Origin of the sequence: Hymenobacter siberiensis, from assembly GCF_018967865.2 — a bacterium.
GTDB classification, from domain to species: Bacteria; Bacteroidota; Bacteroidia; order Cytophagales; family Hymenobacteraceae; genus Hymenobacter; species Hymenobacter siberiensis.
In genome coordinates, this window is the sequence record NZ_JAHLZY020000001.1 from 1,297,534 (window position 1) to 1,314,940 (window position 17,407).

Consider the following 17,407-nt stretch of genomic DNA (forward strand, 5'->3'; position numbering starts at 1 on the left):
ACCACCCTTTGGCTGAACCGAAGATGCACCGTCGCACACCTGTTGGCATCCGGTTGGCGGAGCGGTCCGGGGGCGGGGCGGGGATTTTTCCCGCTAGTTTAGGGTATGAAACACCTGCTCCTCGCCGCCGCGCTGCTCCTGGCCGGGCTGGTCCCCGGTTGCTCCCCAGCGGAACGCCCGCTCCCGCCGGGCGCGTTGGCGGCCCAGGTCGAGGCCCTGACGAAGGACTTCGACACGTGGTGGCGCAACACGTACGCCTACGTGTTGCTGGCCCGCGACTATCAGCCCCGGGACGTCGACGGCCGGCCGGTGCCCAAGCCGGACTTTCTGCGGCAGCTGGCCACCGGCCGGGTCCTGGCCCTGCGCACCGGCACGGCCCGCGGGGAGCCGGTGTACCAGCTGTGTGCCTACCCTGGGAGCCCCGACCCGGCGATTCGGTCCACGAGCAAGCAACTGGCCGAAGAGGCGCTGCGCAATGACGCGCGGGAAGGCCAGGCGCTGCCCGCGTTTGCGTGGCGGGACCTGAACGGCGGGGCGTACATCCCCACCAGCACGCGGGGCAAAATTCTGGTGCTCAAGTGCTGGTACACCAACTGCGTGGCCTGCGTCGACGAGATGCCGGCCACCAACGCGCTGGTAGAGCGCTACCGCCAGCGCCCGGACGTACTGTTCGTGAGCCTGGCCAAGAACGAGGCGCAGCAGCCACGCCCCTTTCTCAAAGGCCACCCAGTAGCGTGTACTACTCCCCAAAAACTGGACAGTTTAGCGGGGTTTGTTAAGTAATATTGTTATGATTGAATGTTGTGTTGGTTTGGTAGACGTGGGCGGGCGTTTGGCCCCCGAGACTTTGATGGGGTCGGCGATGATTGTAGTAGGCAAAGTACGCGGTTAATTGCTGGTGCAGGTGCTGGCCGTCATCGGCCGGGATAAGATAGATATGTTCCCATTTGACCGTGCGCCAGAGGCGTTTGATGAAGGCATTGTCGGTGGCGCGGCCGCGGCCGTCGCGGCTGATGCGGCAGCCGGCGTCCAGCAAAGCTTGTTCGTAGGCGAGGCTGGTGAACCGGCTGCCCTGGTCGGAGTTGAAGATGTAGGGAGCCGGAGCATGGCGCAACGCATCGGCCAGGGCTTGCAGGCAAAAGCCCACGTCGAGCGAGTTGGAGAGCTGCCAGCTGAGCACGTAGCGCGAGTGCCAGTCGAGCACGGCGGCCAGATAGAGAAAGCCCTTGGCCATGGGCACGTACGTGATGTCGGTACTCCATACCTCCTTCGGGGCGGTGGCCGGGCGGTCCCGCAGTAGAGTTGTTGCGAAGCAAAAAGCCTTGATAATCAATTAATTATGTCAAAAATAAAAACCGACAAAAATTGAAAAGAGAACGTCTAAGCCACATTGCCAATAAAATTAGCGCGATTTCATGCCTGTAATAGGCTGATTTTGAGCACAAACATTACGCAACAAGTCTAGTAGGTACTGGTAGGGCGTAACACCTTGACCAGGAATGGACAAGCGCGGTTTGGGATAAATCGGCTCGTGGCCCATCAGGCGCACGAGGCGGCGCACGCGCTTGGCATTGACGGCGTGGCCGGCCAGGCGCAGGTGGTCGCGCAGGCCGAGCACTCCTTTGAAGTTGTGGTCGGTAAACTCCTCATCGAGCAGGCGCATGAGCTCCAGGTTGTAGGCACTTTCTCCGCAGGGCTGGTAGTAGAAGCTGCTGCGGGCCAGGCCTAGGGCCTGGCAGCGAGCGGCGACCGAGCTACCGGCCGGGTCCGAGGCCTGAACCAGGACCCGTTGTTGGGCCGAGCTCATCGGGGTAGCGTTTTTTTTAGCAGCGCGTTTTCCATTTGCAACCGACCGATGGCCGCGTAGAGGGGCTCGACGTCGGGTAAGGGCGTGCCGGCCGCAGGCGCTTCGGTGAAAACCTGGGTGGCCTGCTCACGCAGTTGCAGCTTCCAACGGGTGATTTGAGCGGTAGCCAATTGGGAGTGAGCGGCCAGCTCGGCCAATGGCTGGCGCTCGGTGAGGGCGGCTAGCGCCACCTCCGCTTTGAACTCGGCCGTATAGCGACGGCGGGTGCGTTTTGGGGTCATAATCGAGCTAAGCTAGCCCGCTTAACCTGTCCAGCTTTTGGGGAGTACTACAACCTACGGCCCGGCCGACATCTGGCGGCAAGCCAAGCCCCTGATTCGCCAGGCCGAGGCCCGGCGACCGGCCGGCGAGTTCGCCGTGCTCATCGTCGACGATTCGGTGCTGGAAAAGGCGCATGCCGATGCCAATGAGTTGATTTGCAGTCATTGGGACCACAGCCAGCAGCGCTACGTCAAGGGTCTGAATTTCGTCACCCTGCTCTATCAGGCCGGCGAGTTGGCCCTGTCCATCGCCGTCGAACTCGTGCGCAAACCCGTGCCCGTCTACCATCCCAAGACCCAGCAGACCAGCTACCAGAGCCCGTTCACCAAAAACGAGTACCTGCAGCAGATGCTGCGCGTGGCGCAGCCGCAGGTGGCCTACCGCTACCTGCTGGCCGATTCCTGGTACGCCTCGGCCGAGAACATGTGTCTGGTGCGGGCCTTGGGCCATCATTTCGTTTTTGCCCTCGAAAGCAGCCGCACCGTCGCCCTGAGCGAAGCCGACCGTGCGCAAGGTCGGTTCCAGGCCGTGCAGACGCTGGTGTTTCCCGATACGCAACCCCTGCGCGTCTATTTGCGGTCCGTGCAAGAGGCGGTGCTCGTAACCAGGCAAGTCTTTACAAACCAAGACGGTAGCCAGGGTACATTGTATGTGGTCAGCAGCGATACCGACCTGGACCAAGCCCAACTGACCACGATTTACCAGGGACGGTGGAAAAGCGCATCAAGCTTTTTGTGTGGAAGAGTATCACAAGTCGCTCAAACAGAATGCCTCGATGGGCAAGGCGCCCACCAAAACCCTGGCCACGCAGGCCACCCATTTCTTCGCTGCCGTGCTGGCCTACACCAAACTCGAAGTCCTCAAGCTCAAATGCGGCATCGGCCATTTTCGCCTTAAAGCACAGCTCTATACCGTCGGTCTCAAAGCCATGTACCAGCAACTCGCCCTACTCCGTGCGTAACATCAGGTAGTAATCTGTCCGAAATGATTAGTGGTAGCACGCGAGATGCTTCGGCTGCGCTCAGCATGACGTTCTGTTAGTCACTAGACTTGTTCCTCAATTAAGAGAACGGTGATTTTCCAAGCCGTATTTGGCACCAGAAACGGGGGCTGCTCAAAGAATCCAAGGATACGGGCTTGGCTAAACCAAAAAGACCATTCAGGCGTCACAATCGGCTAAAATCTTTGACTACTTCTTATTCGGAAACAAGTCTACTCAATACCCCCGGCTCAAATCCACCAGATTCTCCAGTGGCTGGCCGTGGCGCAGGCGCTCCAGGTTGCGCAGCAGCACATCGACTTTGCTTTCGTCCTCGTGGTGCTGGCCGCCACCGGTGTGCTGGGTAAGTAGCACGTTGGGCAGGGCCCAGAGCGGATTGTCGGCGGGCAGGGGCTCCACGGCGGTCACGTCGAGCACGGCCCCGCCGAGGTAGCCGGCTTGCAGCAGCTTGATGAGGGCGGGCTCGTCGGTGGTGTTGCCACGGCCCACACTGGCGTAGATGCTGCCCGGGCGCATGGCATCCAGCAGCTCGGCCGAGAAAAAGCCCTCGGCGCTGCCCGGCAGAGTATTTATCACGATGTCGGTTTCGGGCAGGGCGGCTTTCAGGTCTTCTTTGGAGCGAAGCTGCGCCTTGGGGTGGGTGCGGGCCAGCAGCTGCACAGGGCACTCGAAACCGCTGAGTTGCTGCTGCACGGCCAGGGCAATAGCCCCGGCGCCCAGCACCACCACGCGCTTGCCGCGCAGCAGGCCCGAGCGGTTGCGCACGTAGGCCCCGCCCACCCATTTTTTCTCGGCTTGCAGCACGGCCAGCTCGCCCAGGTGGCGGTAGAGGGCCAACAGGCCACCTACCATGGTTTCGGCGCAGGGCCAGGCGAAAAAGTCGCCCATATTCGCTACTGGCACATTCAGGTGCAGGTGGCGGTAGCGTTCGAAGCCGGCCGAGTCAATTTGCCAGAAGCGCAGCAGAGGCGAGGTGCCAGCCGCTAGCCACACGGGCGGCGGGTTGCCGAGCAGCACCTCGGCCTCCTGGAAGGCGGGAAACTGGTCTTCGGGGGCTACGTCGTGGCAGAACGTGACGTTGACCTCGGCCGGAAGCTGCTGGTGCAGGTAAGCGCGGGCGGAGGGGCTGAGGGGCGAATAAACGAAAAGATTCATGGCGGAGCAGCCGGCACGGCCGCAAGCAGTTGACAAGCGTGAGCCCCAGAAACGGGCCGATGGACAAAGTTGCTGCCCAGGCGGCGTACTTTTCGCAAAGAAGCGGCCCGACCAGCCGTATTTGCCCGTTTTTTTGCGTATTCCGCCCGTTTCCTCTGCTCATGCGCGCCTACCTGCACCAGCACGCCCACCTCACCGATGCCGAGCTGGAACAAACCATGACGCTTATCCAACCCTGCACTTTCCGTAAAGGCACCGAGCTGTTCCACCCCGGTCCGCCGCCCGACCGGCTCTATTTCATCGAAACCGGGCTGGCCCGTGCCTACCGCCTTGTGCGCGGCGAAGACATCACCAGCGCCTTCTATGGGGCCGATTCCTTCTGTTTCGATACCCTGAGCATTGTGGCTCAGGTACCCACCGAGCTGTATTTCGAATGCCTGACCGACGTGCAGGCCCACGAAATCCTCATTCCCGACCTCAACCGCCTGTTCCGCCGGGTGCCGCCCATCGAGCGCCTGGGCCGCCGCATCAACGAAAACCTGGTGTGTGGCCTCACTGAGCGCCTCCGGGCCTTCCAGATGGACGACCTGCGCACCCGCTACCTCGCCCTGATGCGCCAGAACCCCGAGCTGATTCAGCAGGTGCCGCAGCGGCATATTGCTACGTACCTGGGTGTGAAGCCGGAAAGCCTGAGCCGCATGCGGGCGCAGCTGTGAGGGTGGCCTTGGCTTAGGACTGGGTATTGGTTGGCGCGCGTCTGCGACGCGTGCCGGCTGGACTCGGGTCTGTGACTCGTGCTGCGAACGACTCGCAATTACGCTGTTCTGCCGGCTCTGTACCCGAGCCGCAGGCTCGCACCCAGTCGGCACGCGTCGCAGACGCACGCCAGCGGCAGCCTGGGGATTGCGCATTTCTTAACCTAGGTCATTGGGGCCGCTGCCGGAACTGGGTACTTTTACCCGCGCTCCCTTCCCACGCAACTCCTTAGTCCTAATGGCCAAGCAAGCCTATTCCCGCCGCGACCTCGCGTTTCAGCTCCACGAAGTATTGCACGTTGAAAGCCTGAACCGCTTCCCGTACTTTCAGGACCACGACCGCGGCTCCATCGACCTGGTGCTTGATACCGCCGGCCAGTTTGCCGACCAGCTCCTGCGCCCCCTGCTCACCGAGCTCGACCGCCAGGAGCCGCAGCTCGTGGATGGCACCATTCGGGTGCATCCCGGCGTGAAGAACATCGTGCACCGCTTCGGCCAGGATGGCTGGATAAACGCCCTGTTTTCGTACGAGGAAGGTGGCCAGCAGCTGCCCGGCACCGTGTACAACGCGGCCGTGTTTGCCATGCAGGCCACCAACTATTCGGCCAGCGTGCCGCCCTTCCTCACACTGGGCGCGGCCAATCTGCTCCGTAGCTTCGCTACGCCCGAGCTCACGGCTGCCTTCACGCCGCACATGTACGCCGGCCGCTGGCAGGGCACCATGGCCCTCACCGAGCCCGACGCCGGCAGCTCCCTCTCCGACATCAGTACCTCGGCCGAACCCACGGAGGATGGCTACTACCGGATTCGGGGGCAGAAAATCTATATTTCCTCCGGCGACCATGATGCCTGCGACAACGTGGTGCACCTCATGCTGGCTAAGATTAAAGGCGGACCAGCGGGGGCCAAGGGCATCTCGCTCTTTGCCGTACCGCGCCAGCGCGTGGCGGCCGGGCTGCCCAACGAGGCCACAAAACCCGACGAATTAGTTTCGAACGACGTGGTCACGGCCGGCATCTACCACAAGCTGGGCTGCAAGGGCGCGCCCATTGCCCACCTCCTGATTGGCGGCGACGGCGACACGCGCGGCTACCTTGTGGGCGAGCCCAACAAGGGCCTCAGCTACATGTTCCAGATGATGAACGAGGCTCGGCTGGCCGTGGGCGTGAGCGCGGCGGCCATCGGCACGGCCGCCTACTACGCGGCCCTCGAATACGCCCGCGCCCGGCCCCAGGGCCGCCCCATCGCCAACCGTGACGTGGCCCAGCCGCAGGTGCCCATCATCCGGCACGCCGATGTGAAGCGCATGCTGCTCTTCCAGAAAGCTACCATGGAAGGCGCGCTGGGCCTGCTATTACAGTGCAGCTACTACATGGATGTGGCCCGGGTAGGCGATGGCGCAGAGAAGGAAAAAGCCGAGCTGCTGCTCGATTTGCTGATGCCCATCGCCAAAACCTACCCCTCGGAAATGGGCGTGCTGAGCACCAGCGCCGCCATCCAGGTGCACGGCGGGGCCGGCTACACCACCGATTTTCCGGTGGAGCAGTTCTGGCGCGAGTCGCGCATTCACCCCATCCACGAAGGTACCACCGGTATTCAGGGGCTCGATTTGCTGGGCCGGAAAATTACCCAGCACGGCGGCAGGGCCGTGGGCCTGCTGCTGGAAGAAATCCAGGCCACCATTGCCTCCGCCAATGCCGTGTCCGAGTTGGCTCCGCTGGCCGTCCAGCTCACCAAAAACGTGGGCATTTTGCAGCAAGTGACCGGCCATCTGCTGGGCGTAGCGGCCCAGGACCACGAGCTATTCCTGGCCGATGCCACCCTCTACCTGGAGCTGGCCGGCTTGGTGACGGTGGCCTGGCAGTGGCTGCGGCAGGCAGTAGTGGCCCAGGCCGCCCTGCCCGCCGCCCACCCCGACGACCAGAATTTCTACCACGGCAAGCTCATGGCCGCGCAGTATTTCTACGAATACGAGCTGGTACGCGCCCCCGGCCTGGCCAAGCGCCTGCAATCGGCCAATGCCGTGACGGTGGCCATGCAGGAGGCGTGGTTTTAGATAGTCAATACGGCCGGAACTATCATCCTGAGCGCAGCGAAGGACCTTATCACGGCTGAGTGGTACTCATTCAATCGTGATAAGGTCCTTCGCTGCGCTCAGGATGACAAACGATTTATTTCGCATTCCATGAAAAAACTCGAAAACAAGGTTGTCTTCATCACCGGCGGCTCCTCGGGCCTTGGCCGCGCCGCTGCTGTGGCCGCCGCTGAAGAAGGCGCGAAACTCGTCATCGCCGACCTGCCCGGCTCCGACCACGCCGCCGCGCTGGCTGAAGTGCAGGCGGCCGGGGCCGAAGCCGTTTTTATTCCGCTCGACGTGACCGATTCGGCCAACATTCAGCAGGCCATTGCCGCCACGGTAGCGACATTCGGCCGGCTCGATGTGGCGCTGAACAACGCGGGCATCGGCGAGGGGTTCTTCAGTTTTCTCGAAACTAGTGAGGAATCGTTTCAGCGCATCATCAACGTGAACCTGACCGGTGTGTTCACCTGCATGAAGTACGAGCTGGCGCAATTCATGGCGCAGGGCGGCGGCGTTATTGTGAACATGTCTTCGCTGGCCGGCCTCAAGGGCGCGCCGGGCCTGAGCGCCTACGTGGCTTCGAAGCACGGCGTGCTGGGCCTCACCCGCGTGGCGGCTCAGGAATTTGCCCGCCGCAACGTGCGCGTGAATGCCCTCTGCCCGTACTATATCGATACGCCGCTCATTAAGGAAGTCCCCGAGGAGTTGCGCAACCAGATGATTTCGGCCAGCCCCATGAGGCGCCTCGGGCGGGCTGAGGAAGTAGCCAAAGCCTTCATCTACCTGGCTTCGGATGATTCGAGCTATACCAACGGCACCCAGCTGGTGATTGACAGCGGCGTGATTTCGTGATGTAGCGCGGACTTTTAGTCCGCGACTCATTCCGTAACCCTTTACTCGCGGACTAAAAGTCCACGCTACACTATGGATTTCGCCCCTAGCCCTAAAACCCAGGACTACCTCGCCCGCGTGCAGGACTTCATGGCCGAGCACATCGCGCCCATCGAAGAGCAGTACCACCACGATAACCTCGCCGCCAACCCCGGCCCCGACTGGCAAAGCTGGCGGGTGCTGCCCGTCATCGAAGAGCTGAAAACGAAAGCCAAGGCCGCCGGCCTCTGGAATCTGTTCCTGCCCGATGCCGCGCACGGAGCCGGCCTCAGCACCCTCGAGTACGCGCCCATTGCCGAAGAAACCGGCCGCAGCTTCCTCGCGCCCACCGTGTTCAACTGCAACGCGCCCGATACCGGCAACATGGAGGTGCTGCACTACTTCGGCAGCGAGGCGCAGAAAGCCGAGTGGCTTGCGCCGCTGCTGGCCGGCAAAATCCGCTCCGTGTTCTGCATGACCGAGCCCGACGTGGCCTCGTCCGACGCCACCAACATGCAGGCCACCATCGGGGCCGAGGGCGACGAGCTGGTGCTCAATGGCCGCAAGTGGTGGGCCACTGGCCTGGGCCACCCCGATGCGAAGCTGGCCATTTTCATGGGCCTCTCAAACCCCGAAGCCGCGCCCCACGTCCGCCACAGCATGGTGCTGGTGCCGCTCGATACGCCCGGCGTGAACATCCGGCGCATGCTGCCCGCCTTCAGCGACTACGACGCGCCCTATGGCCACGGCGAAGTGTGGTTTGAGAATGTGCGCGTGCCCCGCGCCAACCTGCTGCGCGGCCTGGGCGAGGGCTTCGCCATCGCGCAGGGCCGCCTTGGGCCGGGCCGCATTCACCACTGCATGCGCTGCATCGGGGCGGCCGAGCGGGCGCTGGAACTGCTGATAAAACGGGGCCTCTCGCGCACGGCTTTCGGCAAGCCGCTGCTGCACCTGGGCGGCAACCTGGAGCGCGTGGCCGACCTGCGCATGGCTATCGACCAGGCCCGGCTATTGACTCTTTTTGCCGCCTGGAAAATTGACAATCAGGGCGTGAAAGCGGCCATGAGCGAGATTTCGGCCATTAAAGTAGTGGCCCCCAATGTGCTCCAACGCGTGGTAGACGAGGCCATCCAGATGCACGGCGGCGCGGGCGTGTCGCACGACGTGCCGCTGACGGCCCTCTTCACCGTGGCCCGCGCCCTGCGCCTGGCCGACGGGCCCGATGAGGTGCACCGCACCATGGTGGCCCGGGTGGAGCTGGCGAAGTATAAGGCGAAGCGGGAGTGAGTGAAGCTGAAATTGGGGTGGTTGAACTCGTTGAACGACAACTGAACGAAGCCCCGGCTGACAGTTCAACGCCCACAACCACCCCTGTTTCCGCGCAGCGGAAACATCCCCTCCTTGGTAAGGAGGGGAGTTTGACGTTCCATCTTTTCCTGACTTTATGACTCCTAATCCCGCCGCCCGCCTCCTCGATACCGCTGGCCCACTGCGCCCCGGCGAGGAGCTGGACGCCACCGCCGTCGATGGCTGGCTGAAGCAGCAGCGCCCCGACCTGCGCGGGCTGCCGCGCGTGACGCAGTACGCCGGCGGGGCATCGAACTGGACCTACCGCCTCGAATACGACAACGCCGACCTTATCCTGCGCCGCCCACCAGCCGGAACCAAGGCCAAATCGGCCCACGACATGGGCCGCGAATACCGCGTGCAAAAGGCCCTGAAACCTGTTTTCGGCTACGTACCCGCAATGGTGGCTTACTGCGAGGACACCAGCATTATCGGCGTCGATTTCTATGTGATGGAGCGCGTGGCCGGCATCATCCCGCGCAAGAACCTGCCGCGGGGGCTCGAGCTGCCACCCGCCACCGTGCGTCAATTGTGTCTGAACGTGCTCGATGCGCTGATTGAGCTGCACCAGGTGGATTATAAGGCGGCCGGCCTGGCGGGGCTGAGCAGCGGCACCGGCTACACCCAGCGCCAGATTTCGGGCTGGAGCAAGCGCTACACCCAGGCCCGCACCTGGAATGTGCCCAGCGGCCAACGTATCATGCAGTGGCTGGAGACGCACCAGCCAACGCAGGAGCGCATCTGCATCACGCACAACGATTTTCGGTTCGACAACGTGGTGCTTGATGCCGACGACCCCACGCGTATTCTGGGTATTCTGGATTGGGAGCTGGCCACTCTCGGCGACCCCCTCATGGACCTGGGCAACCTGCTGGCCTACTGGGTTCAGGCCGACGACGATTTCCTGGCCCAGGCCACCCGCCGCCAGCCCACGCACCTGCCCGGCATGCTCACCCGCCAGGAAGTGGTGGCCTACTACTGCGAGAAAACCGGTTTTCAGCCCGAGAACTGGGCTTTTTATGAAGTGTATGGGCTGTTTCGGCTCTCGGCCATCGCCCAGCAGATTTACTACCGCTACCACCACAAGCAGACCCGCAATCCGGCATTTAAAAACTTCTGGATTTTCGTGCATTACCTGCACTGGCGCTGCCGGCGGGCGATGCGTGGGAGTAGATAGCGATACCAAAAGGGCGTCATGTCGAGCGCAGCCGAGACATCTCGCGTGCTCTCACAAATCAATGACGTGGCAACGATTGGATTACTACCACACGCGAGATGTCTCGGCTGCGCTCGACATGACGTTCAATACACATCTTCATTCCCACCCTAAAACATGACCACCACCCGCCACAACATCCTCATCACCGGGGCCAGCTCGGGCCTGGGCGAAGGCATGGCCCGCGAATACGCCCGCATGGGCCGCAACCTCGCCCTCTGCGCCCGCCGCACCGACCGCCTCGACGCCCTGAAAGCTGAGCTGGAAGCCGCACATCCGACCATAAAAATCTTCGTGCGTGCTCTCGATGTGAACAACCACGACCAGGTTTTTGAAGTCTTCCGCGCCTTCCAGGCCGACCTAGGCACCATCGACCGCATCATTGTGAATGCCGGCATGGGCAAGGGCGCCTCGCTGGGTACCGGCTACTTCCACGCCAACCTGCAAACGGCCCAGACCAACTTCGTGGCCGCGCTGGCGCAGTGCGAGGCGGCGCTGGAGATTTTTCGGGCCCAGAACGCGGGGCACTTGGTCACTATTTCGTCGGTGGCGGCCATGCGCGGCATGCCCCGCGCCCAGACGACTTACGCCGCTACCAAGGCCGGCCTCTCGGCCCTCACCGAGGGAATTCGGGCCGATTTGCTGAACTCGCCCATCAAGGTCAGCATTATGTACCCCGGCTATATCCGCTCCGAAATCAACGCCAAGGTGAAAAGCACACCCTACATGGTGGACACCGAAACCGGCTGCCGGGCCCTCGTGAAAGCCATTGAGCGCGAGCCGGTGCAGGCCTTTGTGCCCGGCTGGCCCTGGGCCCTGATGGCCCGCGCCATGAAATGGCTGCCGCTGCGTTGGGTGCAAAAGCTATTGTAATACAATGATTTAATTAAAAAATTGCGGCGGTTTGCTGAAAAAATTGTTTCTTGCATGCCCAAATTCCTGACCCATCAGGAAAGGACGGTGACTGGCATCTCGGAGCAAGCCGCCGCATGTTGTCTTTGCTACTTACTTCTATCTCTGTGAATCAAACGCTACGTAAGCTCTTGGTAGTGGCCTTGGTGGGCCTGCTCCCGGGTATGCCAGCCCCCGCTGGGGCGCAAGGGCGGCCCGTTCATACTCCGGCCGCACCGGCACCCGTCAATACCATTCTATTCGTCGGTAATAGCTTTTTTCACGGCAAATACCAGCCCGTACTGGCTTACAACGCCGCCCACGTAACCGACGAGAACTACGGCCTGCCCGCTACCCACCCCCGTTGTGAAACCACCACCGGCGAGCCCGTGGTATGGGGCGGTATTCCCGGCATCTTCCAGAAATTCACCGAAGAAGCCGGCCTGAAATACGAAGTCCACTTCGAGGAAATCAATGCCCGGCCGCTACAATATCACTACGAGCACGCCCTGCCCATCATTCAGCAGCCGCGCTGGCACACTGTGGTGCTACAGGAGCACAGCCAATGGGTGCTGCCCCCGCGCCACGGCGGCCACCCCGAGCTGTTCCGCGACTACGCTACCCGGCTGGAGCAGGCCGTGCACGCCGCCAACCCCGCCGCCAGCGTATTCCTCTTCCAGACTTGGCCCCGCGCCGACCTCTGCTACCCAGCCGGCACGCCCTTCAGCGGCCTTCCCATCGACTCGATGGCCCGCGAGCTGCACGCGGCCTACTACGGTTTGCTGGCGCAGAACCCGGGCTTCAAAAGCATTGCGCCGGCCGGCGATGCCTGGCTGCGCGCCGTGCAAATCGGCCTGGCCCAGCGCAACCCCTACGCCCCCGAGCCCGGCAAAATCGACCTCTGGGCCGAAGACCACTACCACCCCAGCAATTGGGGGGCCTACCTCACGGCCTGCGTGCTGTTCGGCGAAATAACCGGCCGCGACCCCCGCGCCCTCGGCGCCGCCGAGCAGGCGGCCGTGGCGCTTGGCATCAGCCCGACCGAGGCCGTTTTCCTACAGCGCGTAGCCGCCGAGCAAGTACAGGCCGCCCGCCCCGGAGCGTTTGCCGACCAGCCGGTGAAATCGGGAAAGGCTGCGCCTGGTAAAGTCAAGCTCAAATTGTGACCTGTGCGCCGGGCGGGGTTAGCGGGATACTCCAGCCCGCCTCCGCCATTATCGTAATGTTGGTTTCATCGCGTGGCTGGAGGGTAGTCGCGGCTACGCGTACGCGCACAAGCTGGTCTGCAATAGTTAATTCCACTTCCGAGTAGCTGCCCAAAAACCGCACGGCCTGCACCGTGCCCCGGGCCCCGCCGCTGCCCACTGGCCGCAGCTGTAGCTGCTCGGGTCGCACCAGCAGGGCCGTATCTTTTTTGAAGCGCCGCCCCGGCAGCAGCGCCCGCCGGGCCGCGCCGCGCACCAGGTTGTAGTCGCCAAACAGGGCCGCCGTGGCCTCGTCTACCGGCTGGCGGTAGAGTTGCCGGGGGGTGCCCTGCTGCACCAGTCGCCCCCGGTGCAGCACCAGAATCTCATCGGCCCATCCCAGCACGTCGGCCGCGTCGTGCGATACCAGCAGGCAGGTGATGCCCAGGCGCGTGCCCAATTCCTCGATAATGCTCTGCAAAAGGCGCTTGTGCGTCCGGTCGAGGTTCGAGAACGGCTCATCGAGCAGCAGCAGGCGCGGCGCACCTAGCAGCAGCCGTGCCAGCGCCACCCGCTGCTGCTCGCCGCCGGAGAGCTGGTCGGTGCGGCGTAGCATCAGGTGGGCGATGCGGCACAGCTCGTACACGGCCTGCGCCTCAGCTTCGGGGCGCTTGTTGGCATAGCGCAGCACCTGCTCCACGCGCAGAAATTGCGGCAAATCGGATTTTTGGGAGAGGTAGGCTACGCCGGGGTGGCCGGGCACCAGTACATCCTGCGGCCCGCGCACCCGGCTGCCGTTAGCGTGCACCGTGCCAGTAGTGGGCTGAATAAGGCCGGCCACCAGTTGCAGTAGCGTGCTTTTGCCGGCTCCGCTTTCGCCGGCCAGCGCCAGCTTTTGCCCTAGCTTTTGGCTGAAGCTGATGGGCTGGAGCGCGGTAAAGCCGTTTTCGGTGAGGCTGAGGTTGGTGACGGTAAGGATGTCCATGCAGCCGCAAAGAACGGGCCTGGGCCGCTGCCCGCTGCTGGCGCGCATCTGCGACGCGTGCCGACGGGCTTCGAGCCTGCGGCTCGGGTATTGAGCCGGTCGGTAATCACTAGAGCGGTTTCCAATTTAGTGTACAGAATCTGATGCACCTTGCGTTATGAAAGCATATTCGATTGATTTGCGGGAACGGGTAGCGGCGGCATGTGCCGCACCGCAGGCCCGGATTTATCAGGTGGCGGCGCAATTTAGCGTCTCCATCTCCTTCGTGGACAAGCTTTTGCGTCGGCAGCGCACGAGCGGTTCGCTGGCGGCCCTGCCCGCGAACGGCGGTCCGCTGCCGCGCCTGGACCCGGCGGGCCAGGACCTGTTGCGGGCCTGTCTGGTGGCGCAGCCCGACGCGACCCTGGCCGAACTGGCCACGGCCCTGCTCGCCGCCGACGGTCCGGCCCTGAGCCGCACGAGTACGTGGCGGGCGGTGGAGCGCCTGGGCTGGGGGCGCAAAAAAAAAGCGTCCACGCCGCCGAGCGTGACACCGAACGCGTCGTGGCCATGCGCCGCTTATTTTTAGAAGCCATTCAAGAAGAAGATGTGCGCCGTTTCGTGTTCGTGGACGAGACGAGCACCAACCTCACCTACTGCCGCCGTTACGGCCGGGCCCCAGCCGGCCAGCGCCTGGACCAGGCCGTGCCGTTGCACGGCGGCCCGAACGTGACGCTCATCGCCGCCCTGACCCCGGACGGGCTCGGCGCCTTGTTGAGCGTCAACGGGGCCGTTAATGGCGACGTGTTTGCCGCCTACCTCGACCAGGTGCTCGGCCCCAGCCTGCGGCCGGGCGACGTAGTAGTACTCGATAATCTGTCGGTACACAAGGTGGAAGGCTTGGACGAAATCGTGAAAAAGTACGGGGCTCGGCTGCGCTACCTGCCGCCTTATTCGCCGGACTTTAACCCCATTGAACTCGCTTTTAGCAAACTCAAGACCTGGTTGCGCACCACGAAGGCCCGAACCCGCGACTTGCTGGAGGAAGCCATCCGGACCGCCGCCGAGTGGATAACCGAACAGGATGCCAAGAACTGGTTTGACCATTGCGGATATCATGTACAGTGATTTGGAAACCGCTGTAATGCAAGTCTTTCTAACCCGAGCCATAGGCTCGAACCCCGTCGGCACGCGTCGCAGATGCGCGTCAGCAGCGGAAGTCCAGCTGGCGTTTCATCATCTGGTGAAAAGCTCCTTTGGTATAGAGCTCGTCGTGGATGCTGCTTTCTACTAGGTACCGTTTTTCATGACGTAGATATAGTCCGAGTCCATGATTTGGGTGAGGCTGTGCCTCACAGCAGAACGATTTACGCCAGCGCAGATTATCCAAACCTCCCTTGCCGCTGGCGCGGCAGGAGAGGCTCCGCCTACCCGTTATGGCAAGTCACGAGTTACGCTGCGCTAATCTCGCGCCAGCAAGGCCAGCAAGGGCAGGATTGCCATGAAATATAAAGCGCTGAATATTAAATAAATAATTAAATGAGTGCTAATTGTTAGTGCTTAAGAATCGCTAATCAGTAGTTAACTGATAATTAATATTTGAAATGAGGAAAAATAATACGTGTGGTTAGCCACTCATTTTCAACTATTCAGGTACCTGTTTCGTCGATTGTAAGAAAGCAGTGGTCGATAAAAAGGACAACGCCGGCAATAATTCTTCCGTTTTCGGAGTTAGTGTTTCAGTAGCAAGCCGCTACACGCTGGCGCAAAACGCCATGTGCACGTACCACCATTACCACCTTTTTTATGCTGCGTACCGCTCTGTTATTTTTCTGCATGTTGGGCTTTTTAGCCTCCGAATCCTACGCTGCGCCGGCCACGGCAGCCACGTCGCGACCCATCCATCGGCGCAAGCCCACAGCTGGCAACTACGTGCCGGTATACCGCTACTATCGCGGCCACAGCAACCAAAAAAGAGGCTTCTTTGGCCTGTTCAAGCACCGCTCCAAGGCGGCCAAGCGGCATAGCTCGGCACCACGCGTGGCTCGGGGTGGCCGGGCTCACCGCACGCTGTAGCATTGGAGCTTCCCCAAAAACGAATAATGAAAAGGCTACTCCTGCATCAGGAGTAGCCTTTTGCTTTTCAGGACTCCGGCCCCGGCCGCCCCACGGGACGCAATGCACCAAAACGCAACAACGCCCTGGCCAGCTGGCCGGGGCGTTGTTGCGTTTTCAGCTGCCGAAGCCGCTCTATTTGTCGGTTTTTACTTTGATTTTGTCACCGTCGGCCGATTTGGCTTTCATCTTTTTAACGTCCGACCCGCCCATTCCAGGGCCGCCGCCGCGGTTCATGCGGTCGGCCTGCATGGTGGTGTACTTGGTGTACTGCTCGGCGGTCAGCACTTCCTTGAATTGAGCGTCGTACTTGGCGCGGCCGGCCTGCATTTGCTCGCGCATCTGGTCGCGGTTGCCGGCATCGCGGTCCTGGCCGCGCATGGTCTGCATTTCCTGGCCGCGCGCCAGCATAATCTGCTGCACTTTGCCCGTCTGGTCAGTATTAAGGCCGAGCTCTTTGGTCATCCGGTCGGCCTGGCGCTTGGCCATTTCATCGGGCGAGCCTTGCTGGCGGCCCCGGCCCTGCATGGCGCCGGCATCGTTGGGGGTGGTGGTTTGGGCGGCAGCAGTGCCAACGGTGAGGGCGAAAGCAGCCAGCAGGGGAAACAGAAACTTTTTCATGGATTGGGTTGGGGGAGAATTAGAAAAAAACGGGTGGTGGCAAAGAGGTGGCGCGAAAAGTCCCGTTCCCAAGGGCCGAACGGGACTTTTTAGACGGCAGTTACTGGCTAAAGTTTAGCGGCGGCCGTCGTAGCGGTGGGCGGCTTTCCAACGGGCCCGCTCCTGGGGCGATACGCGGTGGTTGCGGTCGTAGCCGTAGTTGAAATAGTTGCTGTTGCGGTCGTCCTTGGCATCGTGGCGGGCGTCGCGGAGGTCGCCTTTGGCCTTGCGCAAATCAGCTTTAGCCTCGCGGATGTCGTTTTTGGCGTCGCGGCGGTCACCTTTGTTGTCGCGGTGAGCAGCTTCCCAACGGGCGCGCTCATAGTCGGTTACGCGGTGGTTGGGGTCGTAGCCGTAGTTAAAATCCCGGCTGTTGCGGTCATCGTAGCAGTGGTCGAATGGGCCGGCAGCGGCAAACGAGGCCGTTGAGGTGAAGAGGGCAGCGGCGGTGATAATGGAGAACAAGGAAGCTTTCATGGTTTCTGAAGGAAATGCAAGGGAGAAATGGTGGGGAAGCGCTGGGCTCGGCTGCTGCAGGCAGCGGGCTCCTGAATGTGGGAATCGACTCATCCTGTCAGGGTATTTGCAAACCATCGACCACATCCCGCCCGGAAATAAAAAGGTGGACGGACGGGCCGGAAACCCCGACCAGACCGCCCACTTCCCGGACTTAAATACCTTTTGAACAGGTCGAAATTGTCATTTCTCCCGCCTCGGAATGACAGCTTATCTACTCCGCCAGCCCCAGCGTGCGGGTCAGCTTATTCTTCGCAATCGTGAAACGAAGGCTCTAGTCGCCTTTTTGCGACCGCTCACGGCGGCGGTCCACCAGCGCCTTTACCTTGTTCTCATCCTCGTTGCGCGAAAACAATATGCTGGCCGCGTCCACAATCAGCGACACGGTGCGCGGTGCCGGCACGCTTACCTGCTCATAGTCAGGGTCGGGCGTGGGCGGAGACTGGCTTTGGGCCCGCGCCCCGCCGGCGCGCAACAGCAGCAGAATGGATAGTTTCCGGAGCGACATGGATAGCGGATGGACACC

At 62.0% G+C, this 17,407-nt stretch carries 19 protein-coding genes and 1 pseudogene; 12 read left to right on the forward strand and 8 right to left on the reverse strand.

The features are described 5' to 3' along the window. Positions 1 to 105 precede the first annotated feature (105 nt). Positions 106 to 783 (forward strand): TlpA family protein disulfide reductase, encoded by a 678-nt coding sequence (locus KQ659_RS05685; protein WP_216689838.1) that lies wholly within the window; start codon positions 106 to 108, stop codon positions 781 to 783. Here the strand turns inward: KQ659_RS05685 and KQ659_RS05690 are convergent. The 3 genes from KQ659_RS05690 to KQ659_RS05700 all read right to left on the reverse strand — a co-directional run bounded on the left by KQ659_RS05690 (position 776) and on the right by KQ659_RS05700 (position 2,088). Continuing rightward, positions 776 to 1,333 (reverse strand): IS3 family transposase, encoded by a 558-nt coding sequence (locus tag KQ659_RS05690; RefSeq protein ID WP_216689836.1) that lies wholly within the window; start codon positions 1,331 to 1,333, stop codon positions 776 to 778. The two genes, KQ659_RS05685 and KQ659_RS05690, sit on opposite strands and share 8 nt — an antisense overlap. A 69-nt stretch (positions 1,334 to 1,402) precedes the next feature. After that, positions 1,403 to 1,807, reverse strand: coding sequence for an IS3 family transposase (locus tag KQ659_RS05695; RefSeq protein WP_216689834.1), 405 nt, complete (start codon positions 1,805 to 1,807; stop codon positions 1,403 to 1,405). Beyond that, positions 1,804 to 2,088: a transposase gene (locus KQ659_RS05700; RefSeq protein ID WP_216689832.1), complete on the reverse strand. Its 285-nt coding sequence runs from the start codon at positions 2,086 to 2,088 to the stop codon at positions 1,804 to 1,806. Before KQ659_RS05700 ends, KQ659_RS05695 begins: the two co-directional genes overlap by 4 nt. Positions 2,089 to 2,131: 43 nt before the next feature. Here KQ659_RS05700 and KQ659_RS05705 point away from each other — a divergent pair. Next, a pseudogene (locus tag KQ659_RS05705) lies at positions 2,132 to 3,089 on the forward strand (transposase); the annotation flags it as partial. Positions 3,090 to 3,344: 255 nt separating this feature from the next. Here the strand turns inward: KQ659_RS05705 and KQ659_RS05710 are convergent. Beyond that, the gene (locus KQ659_RS05710) at positions 3,345 to 4,283 is read right to left on the reverse strand and encodes a D-2-hydroxyacid dehydrogenase (protein WP_216689828.1); all 939 of its coding nucleotides are present in this window, start codon (positions 4,281 to 4,283) and stop codon (positions 3,345 to 3,347) included. 161 nt (positions 4,284 to 4,444) lie between these two features. Here KQ659_RS05710 and KQ659_RS05715 point away from each other — a divergent pair, with 161 nt between their 5' ends. The 7 genes from KQ659_RS05715 to KQ659_RS05745 all read left to right on the forward strand — a co-directional run bounded on the left by KQ659_RS05715 (position 4,445) and on the right by KQ659_RS05745 (position 12,608). After that, on the forward strand, positions 4,445 to 4,999 hold the full coding sequence (locus tag KQ659_RS05715; RefSeq protein ID WP_216689827.1) for a Crp/Fnr family transcriptional regulator: 555 nt from the start codon (positions 4,445 to 4,447) through the stop codon (positions 4,997 to 4,999). 277 nt (positions 5,000 to 5,276) lie between these two features. After that, positions 5,277 to 7,094 carry an acyl-CoA dehydrogenase gene (locus tag KQ659_RS05720; protein ID WP_216689825.1) on the forward strand — a complete coding sequence of 606 codons (1,818 nt, stop codon included), beginning with the start codon at positions 5,277 to 5,279 and terminating at the stop codon, positions 7,092 to 7,094. A 129-nt stretch (positions 7,095 to 7,223) separates the two neighbouring features. Next, positions 7,224 to 7,970, forward strand: a complete 747-nt coding sequence (locus tag KQ659_RS05725) for an SDR family NAD(P)-dependent oxidoreductase (RefSeq protein WP_216689823.1) — start codon at positions 7,224 to 7,226, stop codon at positions 7,968 to 7,970. 72 nt (positions 7,971 to 8,042) lie between these two features. Further along, a complete protein-coding gene (locus KQ659_RS05730) occupies positions 8,043 to 9,275 on the forward strand; it encodes an acyl-CoA dehydrogenase family protein (protein WP_216689822.1) in 1,233 nt (410 codons plus the stop codon). A 157-nt stretch (positions 9,276 to 9,432) separates the two neighbouring features. Beyond that, on the forward strand, positions 9,433 to 10,512 hold the full coding sequence (locus tag KQ659_RS05735; RefSeq protein ID WP_216689820.1) for a phosphotransferase family protein: 1,080 nt from the start codon (positions 9,433 to 9,435) through the stop codon (positions 10,510 to 10,512). A gap of 156 nt (positions 10,513 to 10,668) precedes the next feature. Then, positions 10,669 to 11,424, forward strand: a complete 756-nt coding sequence (locus KQ659_RS05740; protein WP_216689819.1) for an SDR family oxidoreductase — start codon at positions 10,669 to 10,671, stop codon at positions 11,422 to 11,424. Between the two features lie 146 nt (positions 11,425 to 11,570). Continuing rightward, entirely contained in the window at positions 11,571 to 12,608 is a 1,038-nt protein-coding gene (locus KQ659_RS05745; protein WP_216689818.1) for a hypothetical protein, read from the forward strand. Here KQ659_RS05745 and KQ659_RS05750 read toward each other — a convergent pair. Continuing rightward, complete coding sequence (locus tag KQ659_RS05750) at positions 12,598 to 13,611, reverse strand: ABC transporter ATP-binding protein (RefSeq protein ID WP_216689816.1); 1,014 nt, start codon at positions 13,609 to 13,611, stop codon at positions 12,598 to 12,600. The genes KQ659_RS05745 and KQ659_RS05750 overlap by 11 nt on opposite strands. 157 nt (positions 13,612 to 13,768) lie before the next feature. Here KQ659_RS05750 and KQ659_RS05755 point away from each other — a divergent pair, with 157 nt between their 5' ends. The 3 genes from KQ659_RS05755 (at position 13,769) to KQ659_RS05765 (ending at position 15,666) form a co-directional block, all read left to right on the forward strand. Next, the gene (locus KQ659_RS05755) at positions 13,769 to 14,179 is read left to right on the forward strand and encodes a COG3415 family protein (RefSeq protein WP_216689815.1); all 411 of its coding nucleotides are present in this window, start codon (positions 13,769 to 13,771) and stop codon (positions 14,177 to 14,179) included. Then, a complete protein-coding gene (locus KQ659_RS05760; RefSeq protein ID WP_262905479.1) occupies positions 14,161 to 14,718 on the forward strand; it encodes an IS630 family transposase in 558 nt (185 codons plus the stop codon). Before KQ659_RS05755 ends, KQ659_RS05760 begins: the two co-directional genes overlap by 19 nt. Before the next feature lie 678 nt (positions 14,719 to 15,396). Further along, the gene (locus KQ659_RS05765) at positions 15,397 to 15,666 is read left to right on the forward strand and encodes a hypothetical protein (RefSeq protein WP_168675209.1); all 270 of its coding nucleotides are present in this window, start codon (positions 15,397 to 15,399) and stop codon (positions 15,664 to 15,666) included. 174 nt (positions 15,667 to 15,840) lie between these two features. Here the strand turns inward: KQ659_RS05765 and KQ659_RS05770 are convergent, their stop codons facing one another. The 3 genes from KQ659_RS05770 to KQ659_RS05780 all read right to left on the reverse strand — a co-directional run bounded on the left by KQ659_RS05770 (position 15,841) and on the right by KQ659_RS05780 (position 17,389). Continuing rightward, positions 15,841 to 16,326, reverse strand: a complete 486-nt coding sequence (locus tag KQ659_RS05770; protein ID WP_216689811.1) for a DUF4890 domain-containing protein — start codon at positions 16,324 to 16,326, stop codon at positions 15,841 to 15,843. Positions 16,327 to 16,440: 114 nt separating this feature from the next. Next, complete coding sequence (locus tag KQ659_RS05775; protein WP_216689809.1) at positions 16,441 to 16,842, reverse strand: hypothetical protein; 402 nt, start codon at positions 16,840 to 16,842, stop codon at positions 16,441 to 16,443. Positions 16,843 to 17,155: 313 nt separating this feature from the next. Further along, the gene (locus KQ659_RS05780; protein WP_216689807.1) at positions 17,156 to 17,389 is read right to left on the reverse strand and encodes a hypothetical protein; all 234 of its coding nucleotides are present in this window, start codon (positions 17,387 to 17,389) and stop codon (positions 17,156 to 17,158) included. Positions 17,390 to 17,407 lie beyond the last annotated feature (18 nt).

Bases quoted from the DNA above. Each gene is read 5' to 3' on its own strand.
- KQ659_RS05685 (WP_216689838.1), top strand. From the start codon at position 106: ATGAAACACCTGCTCCTCGCCGCCGCGCTGCTCCTGGCCGGGCTGGTC.
- KQ659_RS05695 (WP_216689834.1), bottom strand. From the start codon at position 1,807: ATGAGCTCGGCCCAACAACGGGTCCTGGTTCAGGCCTCGGACCCGGCC.
- KQ659_RS05700 (WP_216689832.1), bottom strand. From the start codon at position 2,088: ATGACCCCAAAACGCACCCGCCGTCGCTATACGGCCGAGTTCAAAGCG.
- KQ659_RS05710 (WP_216689828.1), bottom strand. From the start codon at position 4,283: ATGAATCTTTTCGTTTATTCGCCCCTCAGCCCCTCCGCCCGCGCTTAC.
- KQ659_RS05715 (WP_216689827.1), top strand. From the start codon at position 4,445: ATGCGCGCCTACCTGCACCAGCACGCCCACCTCACCGATGCCGAGCTG.
- KQ659_RS05720 (WP_216689825.1), top strand. From the start codon at position 5,277: ATGGCCAAGCAAGCCTATTCCCGCCGCGACCTCGCGTTTCAGCTCCAC.
- KQ659_RS05725 (WP_216689823.1), top strand. From the start codon at position 7,224: ATGAAAAAACTCGAAAACAAGGTTGTCTTCATCACCGGCGGCTCCTCG.
- KQ659_RS05730 (WP_216689822.1), top strand. From the start codon at position 8,043: ATGGATTTCGCCCCTAGCCCTAAAACCCAGGACTACCTCGCCCGCGTG.
- KQ659_RS05735 (WP_216689820.1), top strand. From the start codon at position 9,433: ATGACTCCTAATCCCGCCGCCCGCCTCCTCGATACCGCTGGCCCACTG.
- KQ659_RS05740 (WP_216689819.1), top strand. From the start codon at position 10,669: ATGACCACCACCCGCCACAACATCCTCATCACCGGGGCCAGCTCGGGC.
- KQ659_RS05750 (WP_216689816.1), bottom strand. From the start codon at position 13,611: ATGGACATCCTTACCGTCACCAACCTCAGCCTCACCGAAAACGGCTTT.
- KQ659_RS05755 (WP_216689815.1), top strand. From the start codon at position 13,769: ATGAAAGCATATTCGATTGATTTGCGGGAACGGGTAGCGGCGGCATGT.
- KQ659_RS05760 (WP_262905479.1), top strand. From the start codon at position 14,161: ATGCGCCGCTTATTTTTAGAAGCCATTCAAGAAGAAGATGTGCGCCGT.
- KQ659_RS05765 (WP_168675209.1), top strand. From the start codon at position 15,397: ATGCTGCGTACCGCTCTGTTATTTTTCTGCATGTTGGGCTTTTTAGCC.
- KQ659_RS05770 (WP_216689811.1), bottom strand. From the start codon at position 16,326: ATGAAAAAGTTTCTGTTTCCCCTGCTGGCTGCTTTCGCCCTCACCGTT.
- KQ659_RS05775 (WP_216689809.1), bottom strand. From the start codon at position 16,842: ATGAAAGCTTCCTTGTTCTCCATTATCACCGCCGCTGCCCTCTTCACC.
- KQ659_RS05780 (WP_216689807.1), bottom strand. From the start codon at position 17,389: ATGTCGCTCCGGAAACTATCCATTCTGCTGCTGTTGCGCGCCGGCGGG.